The sequence below is a fragment of the Mesorhizobium sp. M2A.F.Ca.ET.046.03.2.1 genome (genome assembly GCF_003952425.1).
In the GTDB taxonomy this organism is placed as follows: Bacteria; Pseudomonadota; Alphaproteobacteria; order Rhizobiales; family Rhizobiaceae; genus Mesorhizobium.
Genome location: NZ_CP034449.1, coordinates 7143071 through 7158888 on the forward strand (window position 1 = coordinate 7143071; position 15818 = coordinate 7158888).

Genomic DNA, 15818 nt, shown 5'->3' on the forward strand with positions numbered 1-15818 from the left:
CCCGCTCTTGCCCGCAACCGCCCCAGGGAGCGCCGCATCTTGCCGTCCGGCGACGCTCTAACATCTCTTTGTGACGCATGATCGTCACGGAATCGCTCCGTGCCAGCCTCACGCGCTTAACCGGCTCAACTTATCCTCTGCCAGCCTTTTGCGACAGTTTGATTTCATCGATCTTGCAAACTGGCATGTTATGCTCCAGATGCAGGCGGGTCACACCCACTGGCCGAACCCGATTGGAGACGACGATGGCAGGCGGTAGCATTCCCCATTTCCAGAACGACGCGGGCCATCCGGTCATCGAGATCGGCGTCAAGGAATTCATGTGCACCGGCGCCAACCCGCCTTTCGATCACCCGCACGTGTTCCTCGACATGGGTGACGACAATGAAAAGGTCTGCCCCTACTGCTCGACGCTTTATCGCTATTCGCCGTCGCTGAAGGCGACAGAAACGCAGCCAGCCGGCTGCCTCTATGTCGACCAGGCCGCCTGAGCCGACCATGATTGAAGCACGGTCCCGGCAAGTCGTCATAGCCGGGGCCGGCATCGCCGGATTGACGGCAGCACTTGCCTTCGCTGAGCGCGGCTTGCCGGTCAAATTGTTCGAGCAGGCCAAGCAGCTCCAAGCGGCCGGGTCCGGCCTCCAGCTGGCTCCCAACGCAACCCGCATCCTGCGCCGGCTTGGCGTGCTCGACCGTCTGTTGCCCAACGCGGTCCGGCCCGAAGCGGTGGTGCTGAAGGATGCGAAAAGCCTGCGTGAGCTGGCCCGCGTGCCGCTTGGACAGGCGGCCGAGAAGCGCTGGGGCGCGCCCTATCTGGTGGCGCACCGCGCCGACCTGCAGGCGGCCATGGCGGAGGAAATGGCAGGGCGGTCGGATATCGAGCTCGTTACCGGTGCGCGGGTGACAGGCATCGCCGCCGACCAGCGAAGCGTGACCGCGACGGTAGAGGCCGACGGCAAAACCACGTCGATTGCAGCCGGCCTGCTGGTTGGAGCCGATGGCGTCTGGTCGACGGTTCGCGCGCAGCTTGCGGCCCGGGACTCCGCCTTCGCGAGAAGCCGCTTCTCGGGCCGACTGGCCTGGCGCACCACCGTGGCGGTCGACAGCCCCGCCGGGCAGGCATTTGCCGAGATCGGGGTGGCGGGCTGCGTCACAACCTTCCTGCATCCCGGCTTCCATTTGGTCGCCTATCCCGTGAGCAAGGGCCGCACCGTCAACCTCGCCGCTTTCACCAGAGGCGAACGCATCGCGGAAGGCTGGTCGGGCCATGCCGACCCGGCCATCCTGTCCAATGCCATGCGTGGCACCGCACCGATGCTCGCAAAGCTCATCGCGCTGGCGGGGTCGTGGACGGCGTTTCCAATGCACACTGTCCGGCAACAGCGCTGGGCCGTCCCGCAAGGCATCGCGCTGATCGGCGACGCCGCGCATGCGATGACGCCGTTCGCGGCCCAGGGCGCGGCCATGGGAATCGAGGACGCCTCAGTGCTCGCCAATCTCGTTGCCGATTTTCCCGGCGATCCGGCCCACAGCCTCGCCGTCTGGGAAAATCTCAGGCGGCCGCGCGTCGAAAGGGTGCTCAAACGCGGCGCGTTCAATCGGCTGACCTGGCACGCCTGGGGACCGGTGGCAGTCGCCCGCAATCTGGTGCTGGCGACGCGGCCGCCGGAGAAGCTCGCCGCGGACTTGGACTGGCTTTATGGCTGGGAGGAACGGAAGGTGGTGCAGGGGTAGGACGTTGAAGACGTTATGAACAAAACCGTTCGATATAAATTCGATCCAACAAATCCACCGCCTCTGACGGAAGCTCAGAAGGCTGAAATCGCTGCCCTGAAAGCGCGACGGGAAGATGATATCGATACCAGCGATATTCCGGAATTGACGGAAGAGTTCTGGCGGACGGCTGTCCGAAATCCGTATTTCAAACCGATCAAGCAGCAGCTGACTCTTCGTCTCGATTCAGATGTCGTCGCTTGGTTCAAGAGGCATACACGTGACGGTCGCGGTTACCAGAGCGCAATCAACAAGGTGTTGCGTGAATATGTGACGAAGCAAGATCGCAAGGCCGGCTGACGGGCAAAACCACCTAGTTATACAACCCCATCGACCACCACAGCGACACTGGTAGCGGGTTCCACCAGCCCGTGCGCACGCCGGCGATGCGTAATCCGGCCGCCGTCCAGGTGTTGCAGCCGACCAGCGCGTTGAAATGGCCATTGGCTTCGTAGAAACGGTCGTAGGCCGAGTAGCCGGCATCCTCGACGGCCACAGGCCCGCCCTTGCCCTGCCGGAAACTCGCGGTGATGTAGTCCAGCAACGCCGCGAAATGCGCCTCGTCGATGTCGAAGCCGGCGACATTCGGATGCAGCTCCTTGATCGTGCCGGCGACATCGACATGCATCACCGAGACATCGAGCGTCAGCGCCTTCAACACCGGCGCGGCATTCAATTGCGACCATGTCGGCGTCTCCAGATAGAAGGCGCGGCCGCCCCAGCCGAAGACGATGTAGCGTGCATCCGGGGCATCCATCGGCAGACCGGCATCGGCGAGGAAAGCAAACCGCCGGCGAACGCCGTCATCCAGAGGGATAGCGATGTCGGTGTGGATCGGGTTCTTCAGCACCAATATGCGCCGTGTCCCCTCGCCTTCGGCCTTCGCCGCGGGCCAGAGCGGGCGCGGCACCAGCGCGCCGAGCGCGGCGGCAAGAAGCACCGCCGCGACGAGCATTGCCAGATATCGCAGGATTGTTCTCATCGGGCGCGGTAGGTCCGGACGAGAAAAAAGAAATCCGAAGCTTTCATCGGTGTTTTCCGAGATAAGCCGAAGTCTTTCATGACTTCGTCATCCTCGGGCTTGACCCGAGGATCCATGCCGTGACCTTTGATGTAGAGCGCGGCGGAGCAGAATTCTGCAACCGTCGCAACGCCTTAGCGTCACGGCATGGATCCTAGGGTCTGCGCGCGTCGCTTCGCTCCTTGCTCCGCCCTAGGATGACGAAGGCACGGGCACGAGCCACCTCCCAGGAAACTGTTCCCGCTCAGTGCAGGATCTGCGACAGGAACAGTTTCGTCCGCTCATGGCGCGGATGGTCGAAGAACTCGGCCGGCGTGTTCTGCTCGACGATCTGGCCCTGATCCATGAAGATCACCCGGTTGGCGACCTTGCGGGCAAAGCCCATCTCGTGGGTGACGCACAGCATCGTCATGCCCTCTTCCGCCAGGCCCACCATCGTCTCCAGCACTTCCTTGATCATCTCGGGATCGAGCGCCGAGGTCGGCTCGTCGAACAGCATGATGCGCGGGTTCATGCACAGCGAGCGCGCGATCGCCACACGCTGCTGCTGGCCGCCGGAGAGCTGTCCGGGATATTTGTTGGCCTGTTCGGGGATCTTGACGCGCTTGAGGAAATGCATGGCGATTTCCTCGGCCTGCTTCTTCGGCATCTTGCGCACCCAGATGGGCGCCAGCGTGCAGTTCTCCAGGATGGTCAGATGCGGGAACAGGTTGAAGTGCTGGAACACCATGCCGACCTCGCGGCGCACCTCGTCGATCTTCTTCAGATCGTTGGTGAGTTCCTTGCCGTCGACGATGATCTTGCCCTTCTGATGCTCTTCCAGCCGGTTGATGCAGCGGATCATGGTCGACTTGCCGGAGCCGGACGGACCGCAAATGACGATGCGCTCGCCGCGCATCACCTTGAGATTGATGTCCTTGAGCACATGGAACTCGCCATACCATTTGTGCATACCGACAATGTCGATGGCGACGTCGGTGGTCGAGACATGCATCTTTCCGGCATTGACCTTGAGGTCTTCCGCGCTGACGGCGTTTTCGGTGGACATGGCCAATTCCCCTTATCGTTGTGTTTGATGCATGTCCCAAAATCGCTCCACAGTTTTGGGACATGCCTCAGCGTTTGTAGCCGGTGTCGAGCCGGCGTTCGGTGTACATTGAATAGCGCGACATGCCGAAGCACAACAGCCAGAAAACAAAGGCGGCAAAGATCAGGCCGGATTTCGGGGTCTGCGGCGTCGCCCAGTTGGGGTCGGCGAAGTTCTGCTTCACCACGCCGAGCAGGTCGAACATCGAGATGATCAGGACCAGGCTGGTGTCCTTGAGCATGCCGATGAAGGTGTTGACGATACCTGGGATGACCAGCTTCAGCGCCTGCGGCAGCACGATCAGACCCATCTTCTGCCAGTAGCCGAGGCCGAGCGAATCGGCGCCTTCATACTGGCCCTTCGGGATCGCCTGCAGGCCGCCGCGGATCACTTCCGCCATATAGGCGGCGGCAAACAGCGAGACACCGATCAGGGCCCGCAGGTATTTGTCGAAGCTGACGCCTTCCGGCAGGAACAGCGGCAGCATGACGCTGGCGAAGAACAGCACCGTGATCAGCGGAATGCCGCGCACCGTCTCAATGAAGACGACGCAGAGCCATTTGATGATCGGCATCTTCGAACGCCGACCGAGCGCCAGCACGATGCCCATCGGCAGCGACACGGCAATGCCGACGAAGGACAGGCTGAGCGTGACCAGCAGCCCGCCCCAGCGCGGGGTCTCGACATGCGGCAGACCGAACACGCCGCCTACCAGCAGGACGAAGGCGACGACCGGCAGCGCCACGAAGAGCAGAAGCGCGTTCAACCCCTTGCGCGGCACGCGCGGGATCAGCATCGGCACCAGCAGCGCCACGAACAGGATGGCGACCAGAATCGGCCGCCAGCGCTCCTCGATTGGATAGGTGCCGAACATGAACTGGCCGAACTTGGCGTTGACGAAGGCCCAGCAGGCGCCGGTCCAGCCATCGGGCTGGATGCCGCCTTGCGAGGCGGTCGTGCATACCGTGCGGTCAGGGCCAGTCCAGACGGCGTTTATGAAGGCCCAGTTGATGATTTGCGGCAACACCCACACCACGATGGCAATGGCCAGCACCGTGAGGATGGTGTCGCCGACCGAACCGATCAGGTTTTTGCGCACCCAGGCATAGGCGCCGCGTTCGGTAGGCGGCGCCGGCTGCGCCAGCGCCATCTCGGTGCGCACCCAGGACATGTCGTGTTCCTGCATGGCCTTACCTCTCCACCAGCGCCATTCTGGCGTTGACGATGTTCATGACGAAGGACGTCACGAGACTCAGCACCAGATAGGCGACCATCATGATGAACACGCCCTCCACCGCCTGCCCGGTCTGGTTCAGCACGGTGCCGGCGGTGGCTGTCAGATCGGGGTAGCCGATGGCAATGGCCAGGGATGAGTTCTTGGTCAGGTTGAGATACTGGCTGGTGAGCGGCGGGATGACGATGCGCATTGCCTGCGGGATCACTACCAACCGCAGGATCGGACCGGAGCGAAGGCCGAGTGCCGCTGCCGCCTCGGTCTGGCCCCTGCTGACGCCCCTGATGCCGGCGCGCACGATTTCGGCGATGAAGGCCGCCGTGTAGAAGGATAGCGCCAACAGCAGCGACAGGAACTCCGGCTTGATCCAGAAGCCGCCGGTCAGGTTGAAGGTCGACTGCTTCGGGAAATCGAAGGTGAGCGGCATGCCGCTGAGCAGGAAAGCAAGCACCGGCAGGCCGATGATGAGAGCGACCGACGTCCAGAACACCGGGAATTGCTGGCCGGTTGCCCGCTGCCGCTGCCGCGCCCTGTGGGCGACGAACCATGCCATCGCGATGGCGAGCAGCAATGCGACGCCGATCAGCCAGGAGCCATCCCCCCAGACGGCCCGCGGTAGATAGAAACCACGCTGGTTGAGAAAGGAGCCGAGGGGCAGATGGATGCTCTCGCGCGGCGGCGGCAGCACGGCGAGCACGCCGGAATACCAGAAGAAGATGACCAGCAGCGGCGGGATGTTGCGGAAGATCTCGACATAAACCGTGCAGATCTTGCGGATCAGCCAGTTCTGCGACAGGCGTCCTATGCCGATGAGGAAGCCGACGATGGTGGCAAGCACGATGCCGGCGACGGCAATGATGATCGTGTTGAGCAGACCGACGACCAGCGCACGGAAATAGGTCGAGTCAGACGTGTAGGCGATCGGCGTGTCGGAGATGTCGAAGCCGGCCCTGCTCTTCAGGAAGCCGAAGCCTGATGCAATGTGCAGGCGCTGGAGGTTTTCGATGACGTTGTGGACGATCCACCAGATCGAGATGAACAGCAGGATCACGACCAGCGTCTGAAAGAACAGGCTGCGTATTCTCGGGTCATTGATGAAGGAGCCGCGGGTCGGCTCCTCGCGAAGGATTTCCTGCGAAGCCATGGACCGTCCCCTGGAAAGAGAAACCGGGAGGCAGACGACCTGCCTCCCGGATCACGTTTCGATCAGCGGATCGGCGGGCCGTATTGCAGGCCGCCCTTGGTCCACAGCGCGTTGATCCCTCGCGCGATCTTGAGCGGGCTGCCCGAGCCGACATTTCGCTCGAACATTTCGCCGTAGTTGCCGACAGCCTTGACGATGTTGACGACAAAGTCGTTGGAGAGGCCGAGATCGGCGCCATACTTGCCATCTGGCTCTGTGCCGAGCAGGCGCTGGATGTTCGGGTCGGTCGACGTCTTCATCTCCTCGACATTCGCCTGCGTGACGCCGGCTTCCTCGGCGTTCAAAAGCGCGAAATAGGTCCAGCGCGCGATATGCGCCCACTGGTCGTCGCCCTGGCGCACGGCCGGGCCAAGCGGCTCCTTGGAGATGATCTCGGGCAGCACGACATGGTCGGCCGGCGATGACAGCGTCAGGCGGATGCCATAGAGGCCGGACTGGTCGGTGGTGTAAGCGTCGCAGCGGCCGGCGTCATAGGCGGCGTTGACCTCTTCGAGCTTCTCGAACACGACGGGATTGTATTCCATCTTGTTCTTCTTGAAGTAGTCGGCGAGGTTGAGCTCGGTCGTGGTGCCGCTCTGCACGCAGACGGCGGCGCCCGAAAGCTGCAGCGCGGAATTCACGCCCGGCAGCTTCTTGGCGTTGATCATGAAGCCCTGGCCGTCATAGTAGGTGACGCCGACGAAATCGAGACCGAGCGCGCTGTCGCGGTTGCTGGTCCAGGTGGTGTTGCGCGACAGGAGGTCGATCTCGCCCGACTGCAGCGCGGTGAAACGCTCCTTGGCGCTGAGCGGCGTGAACTTGACCTTGGAGGCGTCACCGAAAACGGCGGCCGCAACGGCGCGGCAGAAGTCCGCGTCGATGCCTTTCCAGTCACCCTTGTCGTCCGGCGCCGAAAAGCCGGCGAGGCCGGTCGAGACGCCGCACTGAAGAAAGCCCTTCTGCTTCACGGTATCGAGCGTGCCTGCCGAAGCGGCGGACGCCATGAACCCGAGCGCGGCGGCGCCAAGAATGCCGATTGCAATGTGTTTCATGACCCACATACCCTTTTCTGTTACAGGCGCCCCTGCTGTCAGGCGACGCTTGATCTTTTTTCGTTTGTGAATGCAGCTCCCACTTCAGGCCCACTCCCGGACCCGCATCAGTTGCCGATGCGCTGCCTCCCATTCACGAAACGCATCGAAGGCGATTATTCCTGTGAGGTCAAGGGAAATGACCGAAACCCCAAAGGTTTGAAAAGCAATTGCCGCAAATGCCTGAATTGCGGACAAGAGCCCATGAAATCGGCAGTCCATGCGAACAAATCAGTCAAGTTGCAACGGTGCGAATCCATGAGCCGGCGGCCGAATCCGCTTCGGCAATAGCGGTGCTTTGTTGGGCGCGGGCGGGCTTGGATTGGCCTAGCCGAAGACGGGCTTTTGGCGGGCCTGGCGCGGTTGCGCGGGCTTGGCCGCCGCTTTATGGCTGTCCCCTGACATCATTCGACCCCTTACATGAAATGGCTGGCGACGAACCATGGGTAAAGGTAAAGACGGCATCGAAATGCGCACCAACACGCTGCTTGCCCATTCCGGCAACAACCCGCGCGACTATTTCGGCTTCGTCAACCCGCCGGTCGTGCACGCCTCCACGGTGCTTTACGCCGATGCCGCTTCGATGGCCGGACGCAGCCAGAAATACACATACGGCACGCGCGGCACGCCAACGATGGATGCGCTGACGCTCGCCGTCGACGCGCTTGAAGGCTCGGCCGGCACCATCGCGGTGCCTTCGGGACTGGCGGCGGTGACGGTACCGCTGCTCGCCTTCCTCGCCGCCGGCGACCATCTCTTGATCGTCGACAGCGTCTATCACCCGACGCGCCACTTCGCCGATACGATGCTGAAGCGACTCGGCGTCGAGGTCGAATATTACGAGCCGCGCATCGGGGCCGGCATTTCTTCGCTGATCAGGCCCAACACCAAGGTGGTGTTCACCGAATCGCCGGGATCGAACACCTATGAGGTGCAGGACATCCCGGCCATCGCCAAGGCTGCGCATGAAGCGGGCGCCATCGTGATGATGGACAACACCTGGGCGACGCCGCTCTATTTCAAGCCACTCGACCATGGCGTCGACATCTCGATCCAGGCGGCGACGAAATATCCGGCCGGACATTCCGACGTGCTGCTCGGCCTGGTTTCGGCCAACGAGACATATTGGAAGCAGCTCTATGATGGCTTCTGCACCCTCGGATGCTGTTCGGGACCCGACGACATCTACCAGGTGCTGCGCGGCCTGCGCACGATGGGGGTGCGGCTCGAACATCACCGCAAGTCCGCGCTCGATATCGCGCGCTGGCTGGAGGAGCAGGCCGCGGTCGCGCAGGTGCTGCATCCGGCACTCGAAAGCCATCCCGACCATGCGCTCTGGAAGCGCGATTTCTGCGGCTCGAGCGGCGTCTTCTCGATCGTGCTCGACGGCGGCGGCCAGAAGGCCCAGCACGCCTTCCTCGACGCGCTCAAGATCTTCGGTCTCGGCTATTCCTGGGGCGGCTATGAGAGCCTCGCCGTTCCGGTCTTCCTCGGCGACCGCACGCTTGCCAAGGGCTCGTATGCCGGTTCGCTGATCCGCTTGCAGATCGGGCTTGAGGATGTCGAAGACCTCAAGGCCGACATCGCGCGTGGGCTGGCGGCGGCGGCTGCCGTCGAGTGACGAGCTGATCAGTAGGCGCCGGCCGCCACATTTGCAGCCGCAGACATGCCTGGGCCGAAGCGATAGCATAGCCCGCGCAATCAACTCGGGAACCTTTTGCCGGCAGGCGCATCCAATTGCGGATGCAAAACTGCCGGGGGATCGAGCGAGATGAGAAGGCCCGCTATTGAAGCCGCCGGGATCGGCGCGGCAGCGGCCGGCGACATGGCGCTGGTGCGCCGGGCGCTGGCGCGCGATCCGGATGCGTGCCGTGCCATCATCAAGACGCACAATCAGCGGCTCTACCGCATCGCGCGCGGCGTGGTGCGCAACGATGCTGAGGCCGAGGACATCGTGCAGGAGGCCTATATGCGCGCCTTCGCCAGTCTCGGCGCCTTTCGCGGCGAGGCCTCTTTGTCGACCTGGCTGTCGCGCATCGTCATCAACGAGGCGCTCGGCCGGCTGCGCAAGCGCAAGCGCATGGTGGCGATGCCCGAAATCCCGGAGGCGCGGGTCATCCCGTTTCCCCTCAATCCAAGCGACGATCCGGAGCGGACAATGGCGCAGCGACAAATCCTCGGGCTTGTCGAACGGGCGACCGACAGCCTTCCCGATGTCTATCGCAGCGTTTTCGTCGCCCGTGTCATCGAGGGCCTCAGCATCGTGGAAACGGCCGACCTTCTGGGCGTGCGGCCTGAGACAGTTAAGACACGGCTGCACCGGGCGCGCGCCCTGGTGCGCAAGGCGCTGGACGACGAGATCGGTCCGGTGCTGCTCGACGCCTTCCCCTTCGCCGGCCGGCGCTGCGAGCGGCTGACGCAGGCGGTGATGAAGCGCTTGGGTTTCGAAGGCTGACTTTCCCGGGGAACGTTTCTCGCTTCCCGGCATCCAATGGCCGTCAACCCTCAGATGAAGCCCGAAGCCGATGCGCCGGGCGAAGGAGATGCCATGTTCATGCGACCGACCGCCGCCCTCGCCGCCCTTTTCCTGATGAGCAACGCGCCGCTGGCGCTGGCCGCCGACAAGCCCACCGACCCGCAGATCGCCCACATCGCCTATACAGCCGGCTCGATCGACATCGAGGCGGCCAAGCTGGCGATCAAGACGTCCAAGAACAAGGAGATCGTCGCCTTCGCCAAGGACATGGAGCGCGACCATGAGGCGGTGAACAGCCAAGCGCTCGACCTGGTGAAGAAGCTGAAGGTCACGCCCGAGGACAATGACACCAGCAAGGCGCTGGCCAAGGCTGCCAAGGAGGAGCGCGCCAAGCTGGCGAAGCTCAAGGGCTCCGAGTTCGACAAAGCCTATATCGAGAACGAAGTGGCCTATCACAAGCAGGTCAACGGTGCGCTCGAAACGCTGCTCATCCCCTCGGCCAGCAATGCCGAGTTGAAGAGCCTGCTGGAGACCGGGCTCAAGATCTTCCAGGGACATGAGCAGCATGCCGAACATGTCGCCGGCATGCTGAAATGAGGCCGCTGCTTCTTGCGTCGATGCTGGTGACGGTGCTCATGGCACCGCCAGCCTTCGCGGCGACCATCGAGGTGACGATCGACAAGCTGGTGTTCTCGCCGGCGAGCGTTAAGGCCAAAGTTGGCGACACGATTGAGTGGACAAACAAGGATATTCTCGCCCACACCGCCACGGTCAAAGGCGGCTGGGATGTGATGATCCCGGCAAAGTCGAAGGGCAAGGTCACGCTGAAGGCGGCGGGAGAGGTCGACTATTTCTGCCGCTTCCATCCCAACATGAAGGGCCATATCGGGGTGGCCCCCTAAACCCGCCGCCCCCTGGCCCGGCGCTGGGAGAGCGAGGCGCGCACGGCGCCTCGCTTGCTTGGCGGCAATCTTCCGAATGCCGGCGCGCAACCCACCCTGCCCGGCCGCGGCCCGCCGCTATACTGCGCCAACGCACCCTTAGCCGAAGCGGGGACTTCCGGCGAGTTGCCCAGCGGATACTGCTAACCATCAACGCCTTGACGCGATTGACAAAGCCTGGGCCGCTGGCGGCATGTCCTCCGCAGCGTGCCGCGCAATAATATTCCCTCCGGCCGCGAATATACGGATTGGTTTGGCTTCCAAATCCGTGACTTCAGCGGCATTGCGTGCAGCGCAATTCCACCCATTCGATCCAGGGCCTGCCATGGCGTTTCGCCTCTTTGTTCCAATCCTCGCCGGAGCGACGCTTCGCGAGCGGCTGCTCGCCTGCATCGGCGCGACCATCGGCATCGCGCTCACCGGCATGATCAGCGGGCTTGCCATGGGCAGCGGCCCGCTTGTGGCGATGCTGGTGGCGCCGATGGGCGCTTCCGCCGTGCTGCTCTTTGCCGTTCCCTCGAGCCCGCTGGCGCAGCCCTGGTCCATCATCGGAGGCAACACGATTTCGGCGCTGGTCGGGGTGACGGTGGCGCATTTTGTGCATGACACGGTGATCGCCTCCGGCCTTGCGGTGGCGCTGGCGATCGCCGCCATGTCGTTCACGCGATCATTGCATCCGCCGGGCGGCGCGGCGGCGCTTACCGGCGTGCTCGGCGGGCCGGCGGTTGCGGCGGCCGGCTTCCTGTTTCCGTTTGTGCCGGTGGCGCTGAACTCAACCGTCCTGGTCGCGCTCGGCTTCCTCTTCCACAAGCTGTCGCGCCGCAACTATCCCCATGTTCATGTGCCGGCCAACAGCAGTCACGGCACAGCCGACCGGCCGCCGGCCGAGCGCGTCGGGTTTCGGCCCGAGGATGTCGATGCGGCGCTCTCGGCGCTCGACGAAACCTTCGACATCGACCGCGATGACCTGGAGCGGCTGCTGCGCCAGGTCGAGCTGCAGGCGATGGTGCGCTCGCAGCGCACGCTGCTTTGCCGGGACATCATGTCCCGCGATGTGATCTCGGTGCCGGAGACGGCTTCAGCCGACGAGGCGCGCAACCTTTTGATCGACCACAACATCCGCACCTTGCCGGTCGTCGACGCGGAAGGACGGCTCACCGGCGCAATCGGCCTGCGCGAGCTGACGAGAGCGACCGACACGGTGGGAGGGGTGATGTCGAAAGCAAGCACCGCTTTGCCCGACATGCCGGCGATGAGCCTGCTGCCGACACTGACCGACGGGCGCAGTCATGCGGTGGTGATCGTCGATGGCGGCCGGCATATACTTGGGCTGATCACGCAGACCGATCTGCTGGCTGCGGCTGCGCGCGTGCAGCAGGCAGGCAAGGCGCCGTTGAAAGCGGTGGCCTAGGAGCAATTCGAGGACCATGGTCACGGTCTTCCGCCTGAAAGTGCATGGAACCTGAAGCGGTTCAGCGCTTCAGTGAAAAGCCGAGCCGCTTCAGACAGGGCGTCAGCCAGGCAAGTGGACCGCCCGGTCGAGACGCCGCGTGGCGCCAGTGGCCTTGTCCGGCCGGGCGACATGCGCCCATGAGCCGTCATAGACCGCCTGCCGCCGCTCGATCCAGGCGTTCACGCCCTCGCGCAGGTCTGCTGTCGGGGCCACGCGGGCGAATTGCTCGGCCTCCACCAGCAAGCCTTCCGCTATGCTCGAGTTGATGCCACGCGCCACCGCTGTGAGGATGCTGGCGACCGCCGTCTGCGAATGACTGACGATGCGGCGGGCAAGGTCAAGGGCCGCCCGCATCAGCTCTTCGTGCGGCACGACCTGGTTGACCAGGCCAAGCTCGGCGGCACGAGCGGCGGAGAATGTCTCACCGGTTAACAGCAGCTCCAGCGCGCGCTTGCGGCCGGCAAGCCGCGGCAGCCGCTGCGTGCCCCCGAAAGTCGGCGGCATGGCAAGCTTGATCTCCGGCTTGGCGAACAAGGCACGGTCGCTGGCGACGGCCAGCGGCACCGCTTCGGTGATCTCGCAGCCGCCGCCAAAGGCTAGGCCGTTGACGGCGGCGATCACCGGCTTGCGGAACGCCTCCAGCCGCGCCGTCAGACGCTGGCCGCGCATGACGAAATCGCGCAGCGCCGCATCGGTGCCCTCGGCCACGCTCAACGAGAATTCGTGGATATCGCCGCCGGCGGAAAAGGCGCGCTCCCCTGCCCCTGTGAGGATGACGGCGCGCACGTCATTATCCGTCTCGATCAAGTCGAGACGCGACAGCAGCCGGTCGATCAGCGCGTAATTCAGCGCATTCAGCTTGTCGGGGCGGTTGAGGGTGAGGATCGCGACGCGGTCGCGCGTCTCGCTCAGCACAAGGTCGGTCATGGCTTTTTCCTTTTCCGGTGGTTCGGCGGGATAAGGAGCAGGCTTTCGATTGCTTGTATATTCACTAGTCGGTATACTTACACGATGAGCGAAAAGACCAATCCTACGCGAAAACGCCTGGTCGATGCGGCGACCAAGCTCTTCTATGCCGAAGGCATCGGCCGCGTCAGCGTCGACGCCGTGGCCGAGAAGGCAGGACTTACCAAGCGCACGCTCTACTATCATTTCAAGAGCAAGGACGATCTGATCGCGGCCTATCTCGATGGACGCGACCAGCCTAATCTCGAGCAGATGGCGGGCTGGTTCGATGCGGCGGAGGGCGGCGCGGACAAAAAGGTCGAGGCGATCTTCACCAACTTAGCGCGGGTTGCCCGCCATCCCAAATGGAAGGGCTGCGGCTTCCTGCGCACGGCGGCCGAGCTGGCGGCGATGCCGGGGCATCCGGCGGTGAAGGCGGGAGCACGCCACAAGACCAATTTCGAGAAATGGCTGGCCGGCGCGCTTTCAAGCCACGATGTCGCCCAGGCGAAGATGCTGGCGCGCGAGATCGTGCTTTTGATGGACGGCGCCTTTTCCAGCATGCTGATCCATCACAATCCCGACTACGTCAACGCCGCCGGCCATGCCGCCGCGACGCTGATACGGGCGCGGATGGCAGGCAAACACGCAGCTTAGATCGTGGACGCTCGCGGCGCGTCGATTGAGGCGTTCGAGGGGCGGCCTCTTCAGGACAAGGCCAGCCAGGCGGTGCCGGCGAGAAGCGTCACCAGCGTCAGCGGCAGGCCGACCTTGAAAAAAGCGGAAAAGGAAAGCTGCTTGCCGGCAGCCTTGGCCTGCTCGGCGACGATCAGGTTGGCGACCGAGCCGAGCAGCGTGAAATTGCCGGCAAGCGTCGAGCTCATCGCCACGACCAGCCAGGCGCGCTCCGGGTTCTCCAGCCCGGGAATGAACGGCCGCAGCGCCAGCACCGCCGGCACATTGCTCATGATGTTGGAGAGCACCGCGTGAAGCCCGAAAGGCGCCAGACATCGTCGAGGCCGATGTTCTTCGCCCAGGCGATCATGTCGGGCGTGAGCAGCGTGCGCTCGGCGCCTGCCACCACCACGAACAGGCCGGCGAACATGAAGAGCAGCGGCCCGTCGATCTCGCGATAGATGCGCCGAGGCTTGATTGCCCGGGTGACCAACAGGAAAGCGCCGGCAATCAGCGCCGCCTTGGCGACGGGAACGCCGGCGAAGAAGGCGAGCGCCAGCAGCACGCAGACGATGGTGGCCTTCAGCACCTGTCCGGGCAGCATGCGGCCCCGATACACTTCCGGGCTGAGCTCGGCGGGGCGGGAGAATTCCGCGCGGTAGACGATGCGTATGATGACGATGACGCAGAGCAGGCCGAATAGCGCCACCGGCGCGAGCGCCACCGTGAAGGCCGGATAGGAAATGCCGGACAGCGCGCCGATCACCATGTTCTGCGGATTGCCGGTGATGGTGGCGACGCTGCCGCAGTTCGAGGCGGTGCAGGTGGCGATGAGGTAAGGCACCGGGTTGCGGTTGATGACGCGGGTGACATGAACGACGATCGGCGCCATCACCAGGCAGATCGCGTCATTGACCAGGAAGGCCGAGAGCACGCCGGTCAACAGCGTCACCATGACCAGGAGCATGAAGGGCGCATGGGCGTGTTCGATGGCAAAGCCGCCAAGCGCCCGAAACGCGCCCGAAACCTTCAGATGCGCGACCACGATCATCATGCCGAGCAGCAGCGTGATGGTATCGAAATTGATGGCCTTGTAGGCATCCTCGATGCTGATCGCGCCGATGGCGATCATAAAGGCACCGCCAAGCAGCGCGATTCCGGCGCGGTCGAGGCGCAGCCCGGGAATGCGGCCGACGGCGACGCCGGCATAGGTGAGCACGAGGATGAAGAGCGCGCCCGCGCCGGTCCATGTCATTGCAAGAAGGTTCCCGTTGCCTGCCCTGTCCGCCAGAATCGGCCGGAGGACGGGTCGGCCTCACATTTAACAAGGGCGGCGGAAAGGGAAAGCGTGCAAGCGCAGCAAAGCGTGATGACGCTTTCATGGCTTTCACATTCATAAACCCTAATGTAAAGAACGGTGAATTAACATATCTGACCGAAAATCCAGGCGTTGGGGGACGAAACGGATGAACACGGTCGTTGAAGCGGAACATCGCGTCCTATCGCGGGAGGAATTGATGCGTCCGCAGGAATGTCCCCGCTGTCAGGGAGCCAAAAAAGTCTTCGTTTGCGCGCGCTGGCTGAGCTCGAACGGCCATTGCTGTCCGGAGGGCACCCACCGGATTAACTGCCCAGGACACAGCGTCGCCTGTCTCGAATGCAGCGGGCGCGGCAGCTAGAGCGTTTCACCGTTTCACGGAAACGGCGAACCACTCTATCTCCTTGTTATTACGCAATTCCGGACGGAAAACCGCTCACACTTTTCCTGGAATTGCTCTAGCGGTACCCGACAGCCTCCGATCGACCACAGCGTCGCCGTGGCTCAATCCTGTACTCTGCATTGGCCGAAGGCCGCCGTCATTAAAGTTTGACATAGGCAGGTTCCGCCGGGGCTGTTGCGATCAACGCCCGCTGGACTTGGCTATTGCTTTGCGCTTCA

At 63.4% G+C, this 15818-nt stretch carries 15 protein-coding genes and 1 pseudogene; 9 read left to right on the forward strand and 7 right to left on the reverse strand.

The annotated features are described in order from the left end of the window. The first annotated feature begins 245 nt into the window (after positions 1 to 245). From EJ072_RS34355 to EJ072_RS34365, 3 genes are read left to right on the forward strand one after another with little or no spacing between them, the layout of a single operon-like run. On the forward strand, positions 246 to 491 hold the full coding sequence (locus EJ072_RS34355) for a zinc-finger domain-containing protein (RefSeq protein ID WP_027169907.1): 246 nt from the start codon (positions 246 to 248) through the stop codon (positions 489 to 491). Between the two features lie 7 nt (positions 492 to 498). After that, the gene (locus EJ072_RS34360) at positions 499 to 1734 is read left to right on the forward strand and encodes an FAD-dependent monooxygenase (RefSeq protein ID WP_126083214.1); all 1236 of its coding nucleotides are present in this window, start codon (positions 499 to 501) and stop codon (positions 1732 to 1734) included. A gap of 15 nt (positions 1735 to 1749) precedes the next feature. Further along, entirely contained in the window at positions 1750 to 2073 is a 324-nt protein-coding gene (locus EJ072_RS34365; RefSeq protein ID WP_126083215.1) for a BrnA antitoxin family protein, read from the forward strand. Positions 2074 to 2086: 13 nt separating this feature from the next. Here the strand turns inward: EJ072_RS34365 and EJ072_RS34370 are convergent, their stop codons facing one another. The 5 genes from EJ072_RS34370 to EJ072_RS34390 form a co-directional block, all read right to left on the reverse strand. After that, positions 2087 to 2755 (reverse strand): TIGR02117 family protein, encoded by a 669-nt coding sequence (locus EJ072_RS34370; protein WP_126083216.1) that lies wholly within the window; start codon positions 2753 to 2755, stop codon positions 2087 to 2089. Between the two features lie 283 nt (positions 2756 to 3038). After that, a complete protein-coding gene (locus EJ072_RS34375) occupies positions 3039 to 3842 on the reverse strand; it encodes an amino acid ABC transporter ATP-binding protein (RefSeq protein ID WP_126083217.1) in 804 nt (267 codons plus the stop codon). A 67-nt stretch (positions 3843 to 3909) separates the two neighbouring features. Continuing rightward, complete coding sequence (locus tag EJ072_RS34380; RefSeq protein WP_126083218.1) at positions 3910 to 5067, reverse strand: amino acid ABC transporter permease; 1158 nt, start codon at positions 5065 to 5067, stop codon at positions 3910 to 3912. A 4-nt stretch (positions 5068 to 5071) separates the two neighbouring features. After that, positions 5072 to 6259, reverse strand: a complete 1188-nt coding sequence (locus EJ072_RS34385; RefSeq protein WP_126083219.1) for an amino acid ABC transporter permease — start codon at positions 6257 to 6259, stop codon at positions 5072 to 5074. Positions 6260 to 6321: 62 nt separating this feature from the next. Beyond that, positions 6322 to 7350, reverse strand: a complete 1029-nt coding sequence (locus EJ072_RS34390) for an amino acid ABC transporter substrate-binding protein (protein ID WP_095820064.1) — start codon at positions 7348 to 7350, stop codon at positions 6322 to 6324. A gap of 481 nt (positions 7351 to 7831) precedes the next feature. Between EJ072_RS34390 and EJ072_RS34395 the strand changes: the two genes are divergently transcribed. The 5 genes from EJ072_RS34395 (at position 7832) to EJ072_RS34415 (ending at position 12217) form a co-directional block, all read left to right on the forward strand. Continuing rightward, positions 7832 to 9010, forward strand: a complete 1179-nt coding sequence (locus tag EJ072_RS34395; protein WP_126083220.1) for a cystathionine beta-lyase — start codon at positions 7832 to 7834, stop codon at positions 9008 to 9010. Between the two features lie 150 nt (positions 9011 to 9160). Next, positions 9161 to 9844 (forward strand): RNA polymerase sigma factor, encoded by a 684-nt coding sequence (locus EJ072_RS34400; RefSeq protein WP_126083221.1) that lies wholly within the window; start codon positions 9161 to 9163, stop codon positions 9842 to 9844. A gap of 93 nt (positions 9845 to 9937) precedes the next feature. Then, a complete protein-coding gene (locus tag EJ072_RS34405) occupies positions 9938 to 10462 on the forward strand; it encodes a DUF4142 domain-containing protein (protein WP_126083222.1) in 525 nt (174 codons plus the stop codon). Then, a complete protein-coding gene (locus tag EJ072_RS34410) occupies positions 10459 to 10767 on the forward strand; it encodes a cupredoxin family copper-binding protein (RefSeq protein ID WP_126083223.1) in 309 nt (102 codons plus the stop codon). Before EJ072_RS34405 ends, EJ072_RS34410 begins: the two co-directional genes overlap by 4 nt. A gap of 364 nt (positions 10768 to 11131) precedes the next feature. Next, positions 11132 to 12217, forward strand: a complete 1086-nt coding sequence (locus EJ072_RS34415; protein ID WP_126083224.1) for an HPP family protein — start codon at positions 11132 to 11134, stop codon at positions 12215 to 12217. A gap of 102 nt (positions 12218 to 12319) precedes the next feature. Here EJ072_RS34415 and EJ072_RS34420 read toward each other — a convergent pair whose 3' ends face one another. Beyond that, positions 12320 to 13186, reverse strand: a complete 867-nt coding sequence (locus EJ072_RS34420) for a crotonase/enoyl-CoA hydratase family protein (protein ID WP_126083225.1) — start codon at positions 13184 to 13186, stop codon at positions 12320 to 12322. A gap of 84 nt (positions 13187 to 13270) precedes the next feature. Here EJ072_RS34420 and EJ072_RS34425 point away from each other — a divergent pair, with 84 nt between their 5' ends. Next, positions 13271 to 13861, forward strand: coding sequence for a TetR/AcrR family transcriptional regulator (locus EJ072_RS34425; protein ID WP_126083226.1), 591 nt, complete (start codon positions 13271 to 13273; stop codon positions 13859 to 13861). Between the two features lie 50 nt (positions 13862 to 13911). Here the strand turns inward: EJ072_RS34425 and EJ072_RS34430 are convergent. After that, positions 13912 to 15134: pseudogene (locus EJ072_RS34430) on the reverse strand (anion transporter). Between the last annotated feature and the right edge of the window lie 684 nt (positions 15135 to 15818).

Bases quoted from the DNA above. Each gene is read 5' to 3' on its own strand.
- EJ072_RS34390 (WP_095820064.1), bottom strand. From the start codon at position 7,350: ATGAAACACATTGCAATCGGCATTCTTGGCGCCGCCGCGCTCGGGTTC.
- EJ072_RS34400 (WP_126083221.1), top strand. From the start codon at position 9,161: ATGAGAAGGCCCGCTATTGAAGCCGCCGGGATCGGCGCGGCAGCGGCC.
- EJ072_RS34385 (WP_126083219.1), bottom strand. From the start codon at position 6,259: ATGGCTTCGCAGGAAATCCTTCGCGAGGAGCCGACCCGCGGCTCCTTC.
- EJ072_RS34420 (WP_126083225.1), bottom strand. From the start codon at position 13,186: ATGACCGACCTTGTGCTGAGCGAGACGCGCGACCGCGTCGCGATCCTC.
- EJ072_RS34355 (WP_027169907.1), top strand. From the start codon at position 246: ATGGCAGGCGGTAGCATTCCCCATTTCCAGAACGACGCGGGCCATCCG.
- EJ072_RS34365 (WP_126083215.1), top strand. From the start codon at position 1,750: ATGAACAAAACCGTTCGATATAAATTCGATCCAACAAATCCACCGCCT.
- EJ072_RS34410 (WP_126083223.1), top strand. From the start codon at position 10,459: ATGAGGCCGCTGCTTCTTGCGTCGATGCTGGTGACGGTGCTCATGGCA.
- EJ072_RS34405 (WP_126083222.1), top strand. From the start codon at position 9,938: ATGTTCATGCGACCGACCGCCGCCCTCGCCGCCCTTTTCCTGATGAGC.
- EJ072_RS34375 (WP_126083217.1), bottom strand. From the start codon at position 3,842: ATGTCCACCGAAAACGCCGTCAGCGCGGAAGACCTCAAGGTCAATGCC.
- EJ072_RS34415 (WP_126083224.1), top strand. From the start codon at position 11,132: ATGGCGTTTCGCCTCTTTGTTCCAATCCTCGCCGGAGCGACGCTTCGC.
- EJ072_RS34395 (WP_126083220.1), top strand. From the start codon at position 7,832: ATGGGTAAAGGTAAAGACGGCATCGAAATGCGCACCAACACGCTGCTT.
- EJ072_RS34360 (WP_126083214.1), top strand. From the start codon at position 499: ATGATTGAAGCACGGTCCCGGCAAGTCGTCATAGCCGGGGCCGGCATC.
- EJ072_RS34370 (WP_126083216.1), bottom strand. From the start codon at position 2,755: ATGAGAACAATCCTGCGATATCTGGCAATGCTCGTCGCGGCGGTGCTT.
- EJ072_RS34425 (WP_126083226.1), top strand. From the start codon at position 13,271: ATGAGCGAAAAGACCAATCCTACGCGAAAACGCCTGGTCGATGCGGCG.
- EJ072_RS34380 (WP_126083218.1), bottom strand. From the start codon at position 5,067: ATGCAGGAACACGACATGTCCTGGGTGCGCACCGAGATGGCGCTGGCG.